The sequence below is a fragment of the Nocardia sp. NPDC056100 genome (assembly GCF_042266325.1).
GTDB lineage: Bacteria > Actinomycetota > Actinomycetes > Mycobacteriales > Mycobacteriaceae > Nocardia.
Genome location: NZ_JBHJVY010000008.1, coordinates 212,950 through 228,959 on the forward strand (window position 1 = coordinate 212,950; position 16,010 = coordinate 228,959).

Consider the following 16,010-nt stretch of genomic DNA (forward strand, 5'->3'; position numbering starts at 1 on the left):
TTCGATGGCAATAGCTGTGTGCCAGGTCACCGCTGAGGTGCGGGCCCGCCCGCCGGACCGGGCTGGCCGGGCAACATTCCAGCCAGGCCGGGCATCGCCGCGGGAAGACCCGGAACCGAGTCGAAGAAGTCGGCCAGCGGGGCGAGCGTTCCGCCCAGCGGTGCCAGGAAACCCGGCACCGGACCGAGGACACCGGAGAGGGTCTCCAGCACATTGGTGAGCGGTCCGAGTTCACCGGCTTCGGCCGCGAGCACATCCTCGGTCTGCTCGGCGGCGGTGCCGTAGGTGTGCGCGGTGACGGTGAAGCCCGAACCGAAGGAGGCCGAGGCGACTTCCGGAACGCCCGTATCCGCCCAGCCCCATTTGGTGCCCTTGATATGCGGCAGCCGCGAGGTGCCCCAATCCTGCTTGGTGCCATCGGCGGCGGTTGTACTGGCCTGCTCCATCCAGTCGAGGATGGGACTGTCCGGATCATTGCGGACCTTGGCCAGCAGGAAATCGGCCATATCGGCGGTGCTGGTGGAGGACATGCCCCAGTCCGCGCCGCCATGTGTGGCCGGGAGTTCGTATTCGGCGGCGACCGCGTCGATGGCTCCGGGATATTTGGCCGCCATGGCGTCGGCCGCGGCATCGTCGGAGTAGCGAATCATGCGCTCCCCCAACTCTTTATCCTGCGGGGAGCCGTCGCCGTGCCGGAGCGCGTAATCGGCGAGGTAGAGCTTGGCGATGGACAGGCCGCCGCGCGATTCGGTTTCGTTCTCGGTGCCCCACTTCATGCCCGGCACGATCGAGCGCAGTGAGATCGCCGTGCGCGGGGGCACCTGCCGATGCTCACCAGGCTGAGGCTCGTGCGGTTTCGGCTCCTGCGCCGCCGCCGGGGCCGAACACACGCAGACGCCCACCGCGACCGCACCGATCAGCCCTGTCCAGTAGCCCATCGCAACCTCCGCGTCGAGCCCCGCCCGCCGTCCAGCTTGCCCGCCGCGGCCCCCGGGAGCTGGGAAAACGCTCCCGACACGCCGACTGCCGGGGCCGACCGCGGCGCTCTGGCGGCGATCGACCCCGGCAGTCGGTCCGAATGGACGGCCCCGGCGCTATGCGATCAGACGGTGAGGATGGTGCGCCCCGCCGCCGCCCGGGATTCGATGGTGCTGTGCGCGGCGGCGGCATCCTCCAGGGCGAAGCGCTGCCCAATGACGACCTCCAGTCGACCGGCGGCGGCTTCCGCCTGAACGCGGTCGTGCAGTGCGACCCAGTCGGTGCCCGCGGCGGTGATATCGAAGAGGGTGAGCACCGTGATATCGCGCGCCGCCGCGGCTTCGGCATCGACAGCCGCGAATCCGCCTGCCGCATTGCCGTATCCGAGCAGGCGCCCACCGGGGACCAGGGCCGCCACGCTGTCTCCGCCGATCCGCCCGCCCGCGCCGTCGAGCACCGCGTGCACGCCGCCGGTGATTTCCCGGACCTGATCGACCCAGTCCGGCCGGGAGTAGTCGACGACCGCTTCGGCCCCGAGTCGTTGCGCCAGTGCGAGTTTCGCCTCACCGCGCGCCGCGGCGATGACGCGCGCCCCCGCCGTGCGGGCGAGCTGGATCAGCAGGGTGCCCAATCCGCCTGCGGCAGCGGTGATCAGGACCCATTCGCCCGCGCGCAGTTCGGCGCGATCGGCCACGGCCAACGCGGTGCGACCGTCATGCACCAGGGCCACCGCCTGATCCAGGGTCAGATCCTCGGGGACGATCGAGAGGGTGTCGGCCTTGGCCAGCACCTTCTCGGCGTAGCCGCCGGTCGGTGTGCCGCTGGCGATTCCGCTGTCGGCGGTGGGGGTGGCGACCCGGCGGCCGATCCATTCCGCGTCGACGCCTGGGCCCACCGATTCCACCACGCCGGACACCGCTCCGCCGGGGACGAATGGCGGGTGCACCGGGAAGTAGTCGCGACCGGCGCCGCTGCGCAGCATGGTGTCCAGGAACATGACGTCGGCGGCGGCCACCGCGACCACCACTTCACCGGCTCCCGCCACCGGATCGGGCACCTCATTCACCGCCAGCACTTCCGGATCTCCGAATGCCTTGGCTTCGACAACGCGCATCGCCCTAACCTTTCCGCCGTACCGGATAACTGACACCACCCTCCAACCTCAACATTGGTTCAGGTCAAGCGGTGCGCGCGTTATCGCCGGTGTGATGCGTACTACAGGGAGCGGTCTACGGTGCCTGGGCCGCGGCCGTACCGGGCACCCGCGCTCCGCTGACAGCCCGGAAATGAATCGCCCCGACCGCCGGACATTCGACCCCCGCCGGGGCGTCATCAGTTGAACATTTCCGGTCAAGTTCGGTCGGGCGGTGTGTGTTTGCCGTGGTGTGACTGCGGGGCCGGACGTCGAGGCGATCGCGGCAGCTCACGATCACCGGGCGCGACGGCACCGGTGGTGCGGGCGTGAGCAGGTCGAAAACTGATTCTGTACAGCCGATTACGGCCCGGCGACGGTGGTCCCAACTGACGGGATAGCGCGTTGCCTGGGCGTTCGCGCTCGGGTAGCGCTGGACATGCCGGACGCATATGCTCGTCCGCTAGATCCGAATCCGCTTGCCGGTGCACATATTTGGCGTGCTCCGCCATCGAGCGGATGCGGTCGCACCGTGGAACTCGCCCCGGTGCACATGCGTGCGGAAGTGCAAAGCTTGTCGGAGTCATCGAATCCCGGGGGATCATCGAATCCCAGGGGCGGGGAGCCGGATACCGTCGACGGTGCACGGCTGCCGTTCGGGACGCTGCTGGGATGTGCCGCGGTGACCGCGATCGCGGTGGGCGGCACGGTATTCGCGGCCCCGGACGATATGCGGATCGCGGTCGGAATCGGCGGCGGTATCGCGGCGGTGCTGCTGTGCGCGGCGATCACCGCGGCGGCCTATTTCCGGTCCCTGGCCGGGCGTGCGGGTCAGGTGGGCGATACCCGGGCCGGGCACGCCGAGGCGCGGACCGCGGCGGTCATCGCCGAGGCGGAGGCGCGACTCGCGGACGGGCAGCAGCGAATTCAATCGCTCACCGAGGCGGTCGCGGTCAAGACGCGTGAGGCCAAGGAGAGTGAGAATCGGCGCGCGGCGGCCATGGCGGCGTTCGCGGGCGCGGCCGGTCGTATGCAGGCGATGAGCACCTCCATGCTCGCCGAACTGCGCGAGATGGAGCATCGGCACGCCGATCCCAAGGTGCTGGCCGATCTGCTCGAGCTCGATCATCGCACCGCGCAGGCGGGACGGCTCGCCGACAGCGTCGCGGTACTGAGTGGTGCGCGCTCCGGACGCCGCTGGGCCAAACCCATTGCCATGGAATCGATTCTGCGCGGGGCCATGGGCCGCGTCGCGGGTTACCAGCGCATCCGGTTGCGGGCGGTCACCGATATCGCCGTCGCCGGGCACGCCGCCGAGGGCGTCATGCACGCGCTGGCCGAACTCCTCGACAATGCCTGCAATTTCTCGCCGCCGACCACCGAGGTGCACGTCTACGCCGCGGAGGTCCCCGCGGGCGTGGTGATCACCATCGAGGACAGCGGCCTGGTCATGAGCGAATCCGCCCTGCGCCGCGCCGAAGCCACCGTCTCCGGCAAATCCAACCCCTCGGGACTGGGCAACCTCGGCTCCAATCCCGCGGCGGCCCCGGGCATCTCGGACCTCTCCTCGCTCTCCGGCACCCGCCTGGGCCTGGCCGTGGTCGGCTACCTGGCCCGCAAACACGACCTGACCGTCTCCTACCGCCCCTCCGCCATCGGTGGCACCGCGGTGGTAGTGGTCGTCCCCCGCGAACTCACCACCCGCATCGACCGCACCCCCGGTGCCCTCTCCGCCATCCCCCTCCCCGCCCGTCCCACGGCCGATCTCCCTCCCGCCTCACCCCCGCGCTCCGACACCATCCCGGCCCTCCTGACCGTGGACATCACCACCACCGCCCCACCTCAGGCAGCGCCCCGCCCCGATTCCCCGAACGCCGACCCGAACCCCACCGGCCCGATCCCACGCCGTGCCGAAATCCATTTCGGCCCAACACCGGACACGTCATCGGGCGAGCGGGCGCAACCTGCGGACAGCAGTGCCGCCGAGCAGGGCAGCACCCCGGCGGCCGCCATTTCCTCTGGCGCAATCGGATTCGCCGGGCCCGAACGCGGCGGACAACCTGCGGGTAGGCCGGGAGCACCGACTCCCGGCGCGGTGCCCAATCCCTCCCGCGCACCCGAGCCCGTCACCAACCCCAACGCCAACGCCAACGCAGCTAACCGGGCCCCGGGACAGCGCACCACAGCGTCCAACCCGGGTGCTCCGTTGCCAATCCCCTCCGGCACAGCCGAATCCGCACCTGTCGTGCGATCCGGCCAGCACACCGGCGGGGTGCCGGTGGGTACCGTGGCAGGACAGGACAGGGCGGCGACACCGTGGTTCCGAGAGACCGCGCCGGGCCCCGCCTCGGAGCGCAATAGATCCAATGCCGCTGCGCCACATGCTGATTCGATTCCCACGCCCGCCGGTAGCGGAGTACAACCGGCAGGGTCCAGCGGCCAGCACCCCGGTCCCGTCGGTTCCGGTGGCTATCACCCCGGTTCGGCACCCGGATTCTCCGGTAGCACTTCGGTTTTGCCGGATCGCATGTTCGATTCCGGTGACAAGAGCACTGCTGTAAAGCCTTCCGCGCCTGGCGGATCGGCTCCTGCCGCCCCTGGCTCGGCAGCCCCACTCCCCTCCGGATTGCCGCGCCGCGTGCGGGGGCAGACACTCGCGCAGGTGCATCCCGAGGGGCTCGCGGCGCCCGAAGCGCCTCCGCGCGGGGTGGCGCGGCCGGTGTCGCCGGGCGCGCTGGGGGCTTTTCAGCGAGCGGTCAACGGGCGCGAGAATGCCGGTACCGCAATACCTTTCCCGTCGGCCTTGGAGAGCGATAAATGATCCCGTCCGCCACGCAGCTGGGCTGGCTGCTGGAGCAGCTACTCACCCGTACCCCGCGCGCCAGGCATGCCCTGCTGCTGTCCGGGGACGGGTTGAAGATCTGCCACACCCCGGAGCTGGCCAATGACAGCGCCGATCAGCTGGCGGCCATCGCCGCCGGTATTCAAAGCCTTTCGCACGGTGCGTCGGTGGAGTTCGGGGATGGGCGCGGCGGTGTGCGCCAGTCCATGACCGAGTTCTACGGCGGCATCCTGTTCATCGTGGAGGCGGGGGTGGGCGCGCATATCGCGGTGGTCGCCGCCGAGGACGCCGACGCCGGACTGGTCGGCCACAATATGCGCGAACTGGTGGAACAACTGGGCGAGCACCTTGCCGCGCAGCCGCGGGTGCGCGATCCCCGGGGAGCTGGCGTGTCGTGACCAGGCCAGACGAGGATCCGGATCGGCTCTACACGCTGACCGGCGGCCGCAGCCGACCGGATTCGGATGCCTTCGATCTGGTCACCCTCGTGGTGAGCGAATGCGATCCGGCGCCGGGCATGCAATCCGAGCATGCCGCGATTCTGGAGATCTGCCGCTCCCCCACCGCCGTGGTGGAGATCGCGGCGGAATTGCGACTACCGGTCGGCATCGCCACCATTCTGCTGTCGGATCTGCTGCACGCGGGCAAGATCACCGTGAGGCATCCGCGGTATGACCCTGCCTCGCAATGGCATTCGCTGCCCGACACCACCACCCTGGAGAAGGTGCTCGTTGGACTCCGCAATCTTTGACCCCCGGCCGTCCCGCGCCGCCGCACCCCTGCACGCCTCCGCCAGCAATGGCCTCAAGATCGTGATCGTCGGCGGTTTCGGCGTCGGCAAGACCACCATGGTGCGCGCGGTCAGCGAGATCCGGCCGCTCGATACCGAGGCCACCATGACCCAGGTGGGCGTCGGCGTCGACGATCCGGCGGGTTCGCCCGGAAAGTCCACCACCACGGTGGCTTTCGACTTCGGCCGCATCACCATCGACGCCGAACATGTGCTGTATCTGTTCGGCGCGCCCGGGCAGGAACGGTTCTGGTTCCTGTGGGACCGGCTGTTCACCGGCGCGCTGGGCGCGATCGTGCTCGTCGATCAGCGCCGAATCTCCGACTCCTGGTACGCGATCGACCGGCTCGAACATCAGCGCACGCCGTTCATCGTGGCGTGCAACAACTTCGGCGCGGATTTCGATCCGCGCGAGGTGCGCGAGGCGCTGGATCTGGATCCGCACGTCCCGCTCATCGATTGTGATGCGCGGCAGCGTGATTCCTGTAAGCAGGTGCTGATCACCCTGGTCGAATACCTCTACACCCCGGAGACGCTGTCATGACCTCGCCCGAGCCCGCCGCCTGCCCGGTGCGGCCGGGCGTCGTACCGCTGAGCGGCCCGCGCTTCCACACCGATCCGCACCACCTCTACAACGATATGCGCCGCGAACACGGTGCGGTGGTGGCGGTGGAACTGCCCGGCGGCGTGCCCGCGTGGCTGGTCATCGGCTATCGCGAAATGCATCAGGTCACCAATAGCCCGGAGTTGTTCCCGCGCGATGTGAGCCTGTGGAATCAATGGGGCAATATCCCCGAGGACTGGCCGCTGCTGCCGATGGTCGGGCAGCCCATGCCGTCCATCTACTTCACCGCGGGCGCGGAACATCGCCGCCATCTCGCCATGGTGGAGCCCGCGCTGGAATCGGTGGATCCGTTCGAATTGCGCAGGGTCTGTGAGAGTTTGGCCGATCGGCTGATCGACGCTTTCTGCGGGCGCGGCTCCGCCGATCTCATGGCCGAGTTCGCCGAACCGCTGCCGGTGCTCACCTTGGCCGCACTGCTGGGTTTCCCGGATTCGGACGGCCCGCATCTGGCCTGGTCCATGAAGGTGATGGCGAACGGCGGCGCGGACGCCCAGGCCGCGCATCTGCAATTCATGGGTCATATGCAGCGCCTGGTGGCGATGAAGAAGGCCATGCCCGGTGACGATCTGACCTCGCGCATGCTGGCGTATCCGACGCCGTTCACCGATGAGGAATACATCAACGACCTGATGGCGATCACCGCCGCCGGGCATCTGACCACCTGTGACTGGCTCGGAAACTCGGTGCGGCTCATGCTCACCGACGATCGGTTCGCGGCCGCGCTGGGCGGTGGCCGCCGCAGTATCAGTCAGGCCATGAACGAGGTGCTGTGGGAGGAGTCCCCGACCTCGATTCTGGCCGGGCGCTGGGCGGCGCGCGATACCCGCTTGGGCGACAAGACGATTCGCGCCGGGGATCTGCTGCTGCTGGGTCTGGCCGCGGCCAATACCGATCCGCATGTGCGCCAGCATGTTTCGGAGGGTATGCAGACCGGCAACAGCGCGCACTTCGCGTTCAGCCACGGTGAGTATCGCTGCCCGTTCCCGGCGCAGCATATCGCCGAGATCATCGCCCGGACCGGTATCGAGGTGCTGCTGGATCGGCTGCCCGATATCGATCTGAGTGTGCCCGCGCGGAACCTGATGCGCCGACCGTCTCCATTCATGCAGGGAATGTCTTCTCTCCCTGTTGTTTTCAGCCCAGTTCGTGCCGTCGGAGGTTTCCAGTGAGTTCCGCATGCCCACACGCCATCGCCATCGATCCCATGGTCGCCGATCTGGCCGGTGAGACCGCGCGCCTGCGCGAGGCCGGTGCGGTGACCCGTATCGAACTGCTCGGGGTGCCCGTCTGGACCATTACCGAGCACGCCCTGGCCCGTCAGCTGCTGACCGATACCCGCCTGGTGAAGGACATCAATTCCTGGGGGCTGTGGACCTCGGGCGTGGTGACCCGGCAGTGGCCGCTGATCGGCATGATCGATGCCGGGCGTTCGATGTTCACCGTGGACGGGGCCGAGCATCGCCGGTTGCGCATCAAGACCACGCAGGCGCTGACCCCGCGCCGGCTGGAGGCGCTGCGGCCGTCGATCGAGGCGCTGGTCGCGGAATTGCTCGACAATCTCGAGGCCGCCGCGCGCGAGGGCGAGGTGGTGGATCTCAAGCAGGTCTTCGCCTATCCGCTGCCGATGCGGGTGATCAGCGAGCTCATGGGCGTGGAGCCGGGCGATCAGGCCATGCTGCTGGACTGGTACAAGAAGTTCTTCTCCATGATGACCCCGCAGGATGAGCGGTTGCGCGTCATCGATGCCATGGACGTGTACTTCACCGAGATGGTGCGCCGCAAAACCGCTTCTCCCGGTGACGATCTCACCAGCGCGCTGATCCTGGCCGATGAGGGCGGCGACCCGCTCACCGAGGAAGAGGTGGTCGGCAATCTCAAGGCGCTGGTCGCCGCCGGGCATGAGACCACGGTCAGCCTCATCGTGAATACGGTGCGCGCCTTGCTGACTCGCCCAGAACAGCTGGAGGCGCTGCGCAGCGGTGATGTGGACTGGAAGCAGGCCATCGAGGAGACGCTGCGCTACGACGGTCCCGTCACGCATCTGCTCATGCGCTTCGCCACCGAGGATATTACGGTGGGCGACACCGTGATCGAGAAGGGCGAGGGTGTGGTGATCTCCTACCGCGCCGTCGGCCGCGATACCGCCGTGCACGGCGCGGACGCCGACGAGTACGACATCACCCGTACGACCGCGAACCGCAATATCTCCTTCGGCTACGGTCCGCACATCTGCCCCGGCGCGGCGCTGGCCCGCTTGGAAGCGGCTATCGGCCTGCCCGCTCTCTTCGAGCGTTTCCCGGGCCTCAAGCTCGCGATCCCGGACGAGGAGATCACCCACCTGCCGGTCCTCACCCAGAACGACGTGGCCGCTCTCCCGATCAGCATCTGAGCTCCGGCGGCCGATGCTCGAGGCATCGGCCGCCGTACTCGCCCACCGCACCTCCCGGAATTCGCGGCAACCGCCTGGCATGCTGTGGCGCGTGATGACCAAGGGAGCGATTTCAGCGATCCTGTGCGCGGTGCTGCTCACCACGGGTTGCGGTGGCACCAAGAGCGATTCCGGCGCGGGTTCCGGTACCCCGCAACCGAGTACGCCCCGCGATCAGCTGCTATTGAGCGCTTCGGAGTTCCCGCCCGGCACCAAGCCCCTGGACATCCCCGCCGACAAACTGCGCTCCAGCGTTACCGACCTCGGCGACATCATGGCCAATTCCACCGTCACCCCGCCGGATTGCCGTGGCCCGCAAGTGGATCTGGCGGCCCTCAGCAACGATCTGCTGAGCAATTCCGCCATGTCCGCCGCCGCCACCGAGAACATGGACATCTATATAGAATTCGTCTCCCCCAAAACCGCCGACCTGAACCTCATGATGGACACCAACACCAAGTGCGCCCACCTGAGTTCGATCAGCACGGTCGACGGCCAACAGGTCGAAACCAAGGTGGATATGGAAAAACTCCCCGCCACCCTCGACGGCGTCGATTCGGTCGCCTACAAGGCCACCAGCACCTCCGCCCTCCCCGGCACCCCCGCCACCACCCGCACCGCCTACCAGGGCTGGGCCACCCTCCGCGGCCTCACCATCGCCGCCCGCTCCGCCGCCCTCTCCGGCACCCCCGACCAAGCCGCCTTCCAAAAATTCTTCGCCGCCGCCGTGGAGAAGGTCCGCAACTCGAAATAGGGCTGCCGCGCACGGACGCAACGGGATTCGGCGGTGATGGCAGATGTTCACGAACCGGACGCGCTGATGTCGGGCGACACGCTCTTCTGGGCGGTTTGTTTTGCTACCGTCGAGTTCGCGACATCCGCACGGCTAGGAGCATTGCCATGGGCATTATCGCCATGATCATCATCGGCCTGATCGCCGGCGCCATCGCCCGGCTCCTTGTTCCAGGTAAGGAAGATTTCGGGTGGATCGCCACGATCGTGCTGGGGATCGTCGGCGGGTATGTCGGCGGTACGCTCGGCAGTCTGGTGTTCGCACCGCATAAGTTCAGCGTGCATCCGCCGGTATCGCACACCTTCCTCGGGGCGATCGTCGGCGCGGTGATCGTGCTGGTCATCTACAAGTTCGTGAAGGCCCGGGTCTGATCCGCACCGTGCGTGGCGCGCAGTACGTGAGGCATGTTGCCGGACTGCGGGTTTCGTGGTGTGCCGAACAGGTCGGCGATGATGTCGGGGGCCGTGTGGTCCTCGATATCGGTGTAGCCCAGGCCGTGCAGTAGCTCTGCCATTTCGGCGGGCGTGAAGTAGCTCAGGAATGGTTCGCCGACCGCGCCCACGCGGGCGGCTCGGGCCTCTAGCGCCGCGCGTTCCTCGGCGGTATCGCCCGGGCAGAGGTAGTCGAAGATCACCTGTGCGGTATCCGCCTGTCCGGCAATGTAATCCAGGGTGCCGAGGATGGCCTCGCGGGTGAGGTACATGATGACGCCCAGCCAGACGAATACCGCGGGCTGGGTGCGATCGAAACCCGCCGCGGCCAAACTCGCTGCCAGGGTGCTGGTTTCGAAGTCGACGGGGACGTAGGTCACCGATTCCGGTACGGGGATATCGGATTTCGCCAGTTGGCGGCGCTTCCACGACTGGGTGTCGGGATGGTCGACTTCGAAGACCCGCAGCTCGGGGTAGGGATTGCGGTAGGCGAACGTGTCCAGGCCCGCGCCCACGATGACGACCTGCCGGGTGCCGCTGGCGACGGCCGCCGCGACGGTGTCCTCGGCGAAGCGCGCGCGGGCCGCCAGGAAGATGCGGCGACGCCGATTCAGGTCCGGATCCTCACCCGGCCGGGTGCTCGGGGTCGCGTGCCGCTGTGCGACGACCGTCGCGTCCACGCCCAGGATGCGCACCGCCAGTGGATCGGTGAAGATGCGCGGTTCATCGGCGAACTGGTGGTAGGCGCGGGCGTACGCGGTGGCGAGGGCGGTCCGGCTGGGTTGACCGTTCTCCATGGATCGAGCCTTTCGGGCTAGAGCAGTCCGCGCAATCGCAGATCGGTCACGTATTTGCGGATCAGTTCCGGTGTCAGATGCGGGATATCGCGGTCCGGGCCGATCTCGGCGTCCTGTACTGCCGCGTGGAATCGCTTGGCGGGCAAGGCGGAACCGGGAATCGGCAGGCCGGGGTACCGGTAGGCGTGCAGCAGCGGCAGCACCGATGCCTGGCGTTGCGGTTCCGGTAGTGCGCGCAGCGCGGTGTCGAAACGGGTGAACCAGTTGTCGTAGTCGTCGAGGCGGTCGATGGCGTTTCCGTCATCGATCAGCCAGTCGACGAAGGTGTCCAGGGAGATGCCGTCATCGTGCGGGTTGAAGACGTCGAAGGTCTGGAATCCGGTGCTGTCCGCACCGAGTACGGTGATGGCCGCCGCCGTGAAATCGACGGGCAGCCCGTCGTAATGCGCACGCTGTCGATTGCCCTGGGAGTCGGTGCGGTAGAAGGACTTCGGCGCGATCCCGGTGGCGAGCAGGCTGAGCAGCAGGCGACTGAACATATCGGTGAGATTGAACTGACCCGCGTAATCGCTGTGCGCCAGAATCATATCGGAGCGGAAGACCGCCACGGGCAGGCCGAAATGCTCGTGCGCCTCGCGCAGCAGCACCTCACCGGCCCATTTACTATTGCCGTAGCCGTTGGCGTATCCGTCGCCGACCCGGCGTTCCGCGCTGATCTGACGAATATCGGCGTCCTCGTCGAAGAGTTCCGGATCGACCTGATCGGCGACCGCGACCGTCGACAGATAGGTGACCGGCTTCATACGCGAAGTCAGTGCCAGCCGGATGATCTCGGCCGTACCCGCCACATTGGGTTCGAACAGCTGGTTGTACGGCAGCACGTGATTCACCAGCGCGGCGGGATGCACGATCGCATCGACCTGCTCGGCCAATCGATCCCATTCCGGCTGTGAGAGACCGAAATTCGCATCGCCGATATCACCGGCCAGCACGATCAGATGACGGTCGGCCAGTTCGCGGTATTCGCGCAACAGCCCGGCATCACCCGAATCGAATGCGGCATCGAGCCGCGCCCGAGCCGCCGCCGGGGTACTGCCGCGCACCAGGCAGATGACCGTACCGTCCGAATCAGCCACGCGCCGTAGCCATTCCAGGCATAGGAAGCGGCCCAGGTAGCCGTTCGCACCGGTCAGGAATACGGTGCGTGGCGACTCGGTGCTGTCCGCCAGTTCGGTGACGGCCGCCAGTGTCGCGGCATCGATGAACTTGTCCAGGGTCAGATCAGCGGCGCGAATGCGGTCGTCACCACCGTGCACGGTCGCGGCGGTAGGACGTTGCGATCCCGAAGCACGCTGCTGCTCTACATAATCCGCGAGCGCGGCCAGATCATTGGCCGGACTGACGATCACGCTCACCGGCACATCGACGCCGAGGATATCGGTGAGCAGCGTGGCGAAGGACAGCGCCGAGAGCGAATCACCGCCGAGATCCGCGAAATGCGCATCGGGCCGCAAATCACCCGCCGCACAACCCAATAGCGCACCGGCGGCGCGGCTGACAGTCTCGAGCACGGGCCGGTGTGCCGCGTCCTGGCGCAGCACCGCGAGCTCATTCGCCTGCGCGGCCGCGAGCTCGGCGTACAGCTCTTCGAGCCGCTCCCCGTAGCGCTCTTTCAGCTTGGGCCGCAATAGCTTTCCGAGCCCGGCGAGCAGGCCGTTATCCATGGTGAACGGCTCGGTCTCGATGAGGAACGCCCGCGGAATCTCATACGATTCCAGTTCCGCCTCACGCGCCAGCCGTTGCAGCGATTCGTTCAACGCTTCGCGCAGCGCCGCACTGGTGGCCGCGTCCGGCCCGGCGGCCAGTGCTTCGTCGGTCGGCACGATCACTGCCAGCAGATACGCCCGCTCACTATTGCCGTACACGTAGATCTGCCGAATCAGCGGACTGGTGGCGTACACCGCCTCCAGCTTCGCGACGGTGACGAACTCACCCTGCGACAGCTTGAGCACATTATTGCGGCGATCGACGTAAACCAGTTCGTCCGTGCCGATTTCGGCCACGATGTCACCGGTGCGATAGAACCCGTCGGCGTCGAAGATCTCGGCCGTGATATCCGGGCGCTTGAAGTAGCCCGGAATCATGACGGTGGTCTTGAGCAGCAATTCCCCACGCGGATACGGCTTATCGGTGCCGTAGTACCCCAGCTCCGGCACATCGACCAGCCGGTAGTCCAGCACCGGCGGCCGTGCCAGCCGATTGTCGAACAGGATGCCGCCGCCCGCCTCGGTGGACCCGTAGCCATTGTGCAGCTCGAGTTCCAGCAGCGATTCCATGAAGGTCTTCATCTCGGCCGAGATGGGCGCGCTGCCCACCATCACCCCGAATATCCGCCCGCCCAGCACGCGCTCGCGCAGTTCGGTTTTCACCTCGCGCACCGCGTCATCGCGATCGGCTCCGGCCGCGACCCGGCCGCCGACCTCGCTCAGGAAGCGCTGGAACACCATGTCGCACACGCGCGGTACGAAGAAGAATTCGGTGGGCCGCACCAGCGCGATATCCTCGAACAGCGTCGAAAGATCGCTGACCGCCGCGAAATACGCGGTGCCGCCCCGGGACAGCGCACCGAGCAGCGACAGCCGCCCCGCCACATGACTCATCGGCATATAGCTGAAATTGATTGCGGGAATGGGTGATTGCGCAGCGCCACCGGTCCACATGGCATTCACCAGCCGCGCCGGATACATGGCTCCCTTGGGCGCACCGGTGCTCCCGGAGGTGTAGATGAGCAGCGCCAGCGCCTCGGAGTCGACCGGGACGGCCGCGACCGGCGGCAGCGAGCGCCCACGCTCCAGCACCTGCGCCAGTGTCTCGATCGTGATCGAGCTGCCGTCCCGCAGCAGTCGCGCCCGCGCGGATTCCAGTGCGGCGCGGTGATAGTCGTCGTCGGCATGGAAGTCGATGACGATCACCGCGGGCGTCAGCCTCTCGGGAATCGCCGTCAGCGCCGCGTCCAGCAGCTCCAGGCTGACCGCGAGCACCCGCGGCGCGGTCTCGGTGAGAATCGAATTCCACTGCGCCACAGCCGCGCTCGCCTGCAATGGCACGCAAACCAGCCCGGAGAGCTGGCACGCCAGATCAACGGTCGTGTAATCGGCGCTGGTGAACCCGAGCGTGGCCACGAATTCCCCGGTCCGCACCGGATTCGGATCGTCCCACCACGCGGCCCGCAGCGCGCGGATCCCCGCCGCCAGCTCGGCGTAGGTAATGGTGTCGTACCGATCCACCGGCCGCCGCGTCTGCCGCCCCTGCGCATCGGTGACTACCTCGTACGCCCGCTCCCCCAGTGCGGGGCGCTCGGCATACCGTTCCAGCACGATCGAGATGATCTCGGCGGGCGCGAGCCCGGCCCGCCGAATCTCGGCATTGACCTCGTCACTCTGCAGTGCCGCACCAACCTGCGCATCGGCCAGCAGATTCGCGATCCGCTGCCTGCGCTCAGCCTCCGACGTGCCAGTGTCCACGACGACCCCTCAGACGTTTAGCATAGCTAACCAGATTACGGTGCGCCCGCAACCCCGGAATGTCAAGCATCCCCGCTATTCGCCCGAAAAATCACGCGTGTCCGCTATCTCCCCAGCAGATCCGCCACCCGCACCAGCGGCGCGGCATGCGCGAAGATCATATTAGGATCGCGCAGTTTCCCGGATACCGCTGTGCAACTGAGCAATTCCGCCCCCACCAGACTCCACGGCGGCACCGCGCCTGCCATTTGCGCATCGATCAGCGCCGGACCCACCAGCGCCTTGGCCGCGACCGGATCCCCGCACTTGATCCGGAACCGCGAATCGAACGAACCATTACCGGTGGCGGTCGGCTTATCGCCGAAGATCGCCCTCCCCAGCTGGGAGAACGCGCCGCGCGGCTGTATGGAGATGGCAGGGTACGGCCGATGCAGCAGCACCATCACCGCGATGAAGTGATGTGTGGTCCACGTGGTCGAGCCGTCACTACCCGAGGACGACCCGTGTTCGGTGTCATAGGAGTATTCGGCCACCGTCACCGGGCGTCCGCCCAGCCAACCGGTCATGGTCACGCCGAGCCTGCGCCGCCGCAGCCCCGGCAGTCGTGCGGCCCACCTGGCGCTTCCGCGCACCTGGAACGACCAGCCCTGCGCGACCGCCCAATTCCACAGCATCTCCTGCCGCACCCGCTCGGCGCGCGCGGCCGCCGACGCCAGCGCGACCGCGAACACCACCGCGCCCAGCAGCATCAACGCGATAATCCCCACCACGGCGACTCCCCTCCGCGTTCCACCGATCTCATTTGTCGGTGAATCCTGGCGAGTCGATCTTGCGGTGCGCTTAACAGTCGCCTGTCATGGCCACGCGACTCAGCCGGTGTAGCCGAGGCGGCGCGAAATGGTGTGCGCGGAATCGATTGCCTGGCGCGCGGTTTCGGGGAATCGGGCGGGCGGCAGCCGATACGACGGCCCGGAGACGCTGAGGGCGGCGATGATTCGGCCGTCACTGTCGCGGATGGGGGCCGCCACCGCGTTGAGCCCGATCTCCAGTTCTTCCTCGCAGGCGGCCCAGCCCTGGCGGCGAATCTGCTCGAGCTGGGTGCGCAGGGCGGGAAGTTCGGTGATCGTATTGGGGGCGAAGGAATCCAGGCGGCGGGACAGGTGGGTGCGCAGTTCGGTCGCGGAGAGTTCGGCGAGCAGCACCTTGCCGCTGGAGGTGGCGTGCGCCGGGCAGCTCTGCCCGACCCAGGTGCGCAGGGCCACGCCCGCGGAGCCGACGGCCTCGGCGACATTGACTATGCGATCGCTGTCCAGGATGGCGATATTGGTGGTCTCACCCAGGCGCGCCGCGAGTTCATCGCACACGTCCTGACTCTGGCGCGGCAGATCCATATGGGCGCTGGTGGACCCCGCCAGCCGCACGATGGTGAAGCCGAGGCGGTATTTGCCGCGCTCGGAGAGCTGTTCGACATAGCCGCGCGATTCCAGCACGGCGATGAGCCGGGACACCGTGGATTTGTGCACCCCGAGTTCGGCCGCGATCTCGGTGACCCCGGCCGCCCCCAGTTTGGCCACGATCTCCAGGGCGGTCAGCGCGCGGTCGACCGACTGCACCGCCGCGCCTTCCTGGGATTTGCCGGACCCCTCGCCCGCTCGGATAGCCATAACGAT

At 67.5% G+C, this 16,010-nt stretch carries 14 protein-coding genes; 8 read left to right on the top strand and 6 right to left on the bottom strand.

Annotation, left to right across the window (positions count from 1 at the left end; genetic code table 11):
* Nucleotides 1-26: 26 nt before the first annotated feature.
* Nucleotides 27-938, bottom strand: a complete 912-nt coding sequence (locus ACFC0O_RS44865) for a hypothetical protein (protein WP_375968408.1) — start codon at nucleotides 936-938, stop codon at nucleotides 27-29.
* Between the two features lie 164 nt (nucleotides 939-1,102).
* Entirely contained in the window at nucleotides 1,103-2,092 is a 990-nt protein-coding gene (locus ACFC0O_RS44870) for a zinc-binding dehydrogenase (RefSeq protein ID WP_375968409.1), read from the bottom strand.
* Between the two features lie 592 nt (nucleotides 2,093-2,684).
* Between ACFC0O_RS44870 and ACFC0O_RS44875 the strand changes: the two genes are divergently transcribed.
* The 8 genes from ACFC0O_RS44875 to ACFC0O_RS44910 all read left to right on the top strand — a co-directional run bounded on the left by ACFC0O_RS44875 (nucleotide 2,685) and on the right by ACFC0O_RS44910 (nucleotide 9,959).
* Nucleotides 2,685-4,931 carry an ATP-binding protein gene (locus ACFC0O_RS44875; RefSeq protein WP_375968410.1) on the top strand — a complete coding sequence of 749 codons (2,247 nt, stop codon included), beginning with the start codon at nucleotides 2,685-2,687 and terminating at the stop codon, nucleotides 4,929-4,931.
* The gene (locus tag ACFC0O_RS44880; RefSeq protein WP_364638379.1) at nucleotides 4,928-5,350 is read left to right on the top strand and encodes a roadblock/LC7 domain-containing protein; all 423 of its coding nucleotides are present in this window, start codon (nucleotides 4,928-4,930) and stop codon (nucleotides 5,348-5,350) included. The genes ACFC0O_RS44875 and ACFC0O_RS44880 overlap by 4 nt, the downstream gene beginning before the upstream one ends.
* Nucleotides 5,347-5,703: a DUF742 domain-containing protein gene (locus ACFC0O_RS44885; protein WP_375968411.1), complete on the top strand. Its 357-nt coding sequence runs from the start codon at nucleotides 5,347-5,349 to the stop codon at nucleotides 5,701-5,703. The genes ACFC0O_RS44880 and ACFC0O_RS44885 overlap by 4 nt, the downstream gene beginning before the upstream one ends.
* Nucleotides 5,684-6,286: an ATP/GTP-binding protein gene (locus tag ACFC0O_RS44890; RefSeq protein ID WP_375968412.1), complete on the top strand. Its 603-nt coding sequence runs from the start codon at nucleotides 5,684-5,686 to the stop codon at nucleotides 6,284-6,286. Before ACFC0O_RS44885 ends, ACFC0O_RS44890 begins: the two co-directional genes overlap by 20 nt.
* Entirely contained in the window at nucleotides 6,283-7,536 is a 1,254-nt protein-coding gene (locus ACFC0O_RS44895) for a cytochrome P450 (protein WP_375968413.1), read from the top strand. The genes ACFC0O_RS44890 and ACFC0O_RS44895 overlap by 4 nt, the downstream gene beginning before the upstream one ends.
* Nucleotides 7,533-8,756: a cytochrome P450 gene (locus tag ACFC0O_RS44900; protein WP_375968414.1), complete on the top strand. Its 1,224-nt coding sequence runs from the start codon at nucleotides 7,533-7,535 to the stop codon at nucleotides 8,754-8,756. Before ACFC0O_RS44895 ends, ACFC0O_RS44900 begins: the two co-directional genes overlap by 4 nt.
* A 91-nt stretch (nucleotides 8,757-8,847) precedes the next feature.
* Nucleotides 8,848-9,549, top strand: coding sequence for a hypothetical protein (locus ACFC0O_RS44905; RefSeq protein WP_375968415.1), 702 nt, complete (start codon nucleotides 8,848-8,850; stop codon nucleotides 9,547-9,549).
* Between the two features lie 146 nt (nucleotides 9,550-9,695).
* Complete coding sequence (locus tag ACFC0O_RS44910) at nucleotides 9,696-9,959, top strand: GlsB/YeaQ/YmgE family stress response membrane protein (protein WP_375968416.1); 264 nt, start codon at nucleotides 9,696-9,698, stop codon at nucleotides 9,957-9,959.
* On the opposite strand, the gene ACFC0O_RS44915 is transcribed toward ACFC0O_RS44910, so the two are convergent.
* The 4 genes from ACFC0O_RS44915 to ACFC0O_RS44930 all read right to left on the bottom strand — a co-directional run bounded on the left by ACFC0O_RS44915 (nucleotide 9,932) and on the right by ACFC0O_RS44930 (nucleotide 16,004).
* Nucleotides 9,932-10,816 carry a class I SAM-dependent methyltransferase gene (locus ACFC0O_RS44915; RefSeq protein WP_375968417.1) on the bottom strand — a complete coding sequence of 295 codons (885 nt, stop codon included), beginning with the start codon at nucleotides 10,814-10,816 and terminating at the stop codon, nucleotides 9,932-9,934. The genes ACFC0O_RS44910 and ACFC0O_RS44915 overlap by 28 nt on opposite strands.
* 17 nt (nucleotides 10,817-10,833) lie before the next feature.
* Nucleotides 10,834-14,340: a carboxylic acid reductase gene (gene car, locus ACFC0O_RS44920; protein WP_375968418.1), complete on the bottom strand. Its 3,507-nt coding sequence runs from the start codon at nucleotides 14,338-14,340 to the stop codon at nucleotides 10,834-10,836.
* Nucleotides 14,341-14,444: 104 nt separating this feature from the next.
* The gene (locus ACFC0O_RS44925; protein ID WP_375968419.1) at nucleotides 14,445-15,110 is read right to left on the bottom strand and encodes a hypothetical protein; all 666 of its coding nucleotides are present in this window, start codon (nucleotides 15,108-15,110) and stop codon (nucleotides 14,445-14,447) included.
* 99 nt (nucleotides 15,111-15,209) lie between these two features.
* Entirely contained in the window at nucleotides 15,210-16,004 is a 795-nt protein-coding gene (locus tag ACFC0O_RS44930) for an IclR family transcriptional regulator (RefSeq protein WP_375968420.1), read from the bottom strand.
* Nucleotides 16,005-16,010: the final 6 nt, after the last annotated feature.

What these genes read in the sequence shown, in the direction of transcription:
- ACFC0O_RS44865 (WP_375968408.1), bottom strand. Translation starts at nt 938, where the DNA reads ATGGGCTACTGGACAGGGCTGATCGGTGCGGTCGCGGTGGGCGTCTGC.
- ACFC0O_RS44870 (WP_375968409.1), bottom strand. Translation starts at nt 2,092, where the DNA reads ATGCGCGTTGTCGAAGCCAAGGCATTCGGAGATCCGGAAGTGCTGGCG.
- ACFC0O_RS44880 (WP_364638379.1), top strand. Translation starts at nt 4,928, where the DNA reads ATGATCCCGTCCGCCACGCAGCTGGGCTGGCTGCTGGAGCAGCTACTC.
- ACFC0O_RS44895 (WP_375968413.1), top strand. Translation starts at nt 6,283, where the DNA reads ATGACCTCGCCCGAGCCCGCCGCCTGCCCGGTGCGGCCGGGCGTCGTA.
- ACFC0O_RS44910 (WP_375968416.1), top strand. Translation starts at nt 9,696, where the DNA reads ATGGGCATTATCGCCATGATCATCATCGGCCTGATCGCCGGCGCCATC.
- ACFC0O_RS44915 (WP_375968417.1), bottom strand. Translation starts at nt 10,816, where the DNA reads ATGGAGAACGGTCAACCCAGCCGGACCGCCCTCGCCACCGCGTACGCC.
- ACFC0O_RS44930 (WP_375968420.1), bottom strand. Translation starts at nt 16,004, where the DNA reads ATGGCTATCCGAGCGGGCGAGGGGTCCGGCAAATCCCAGGAAGGCGCG.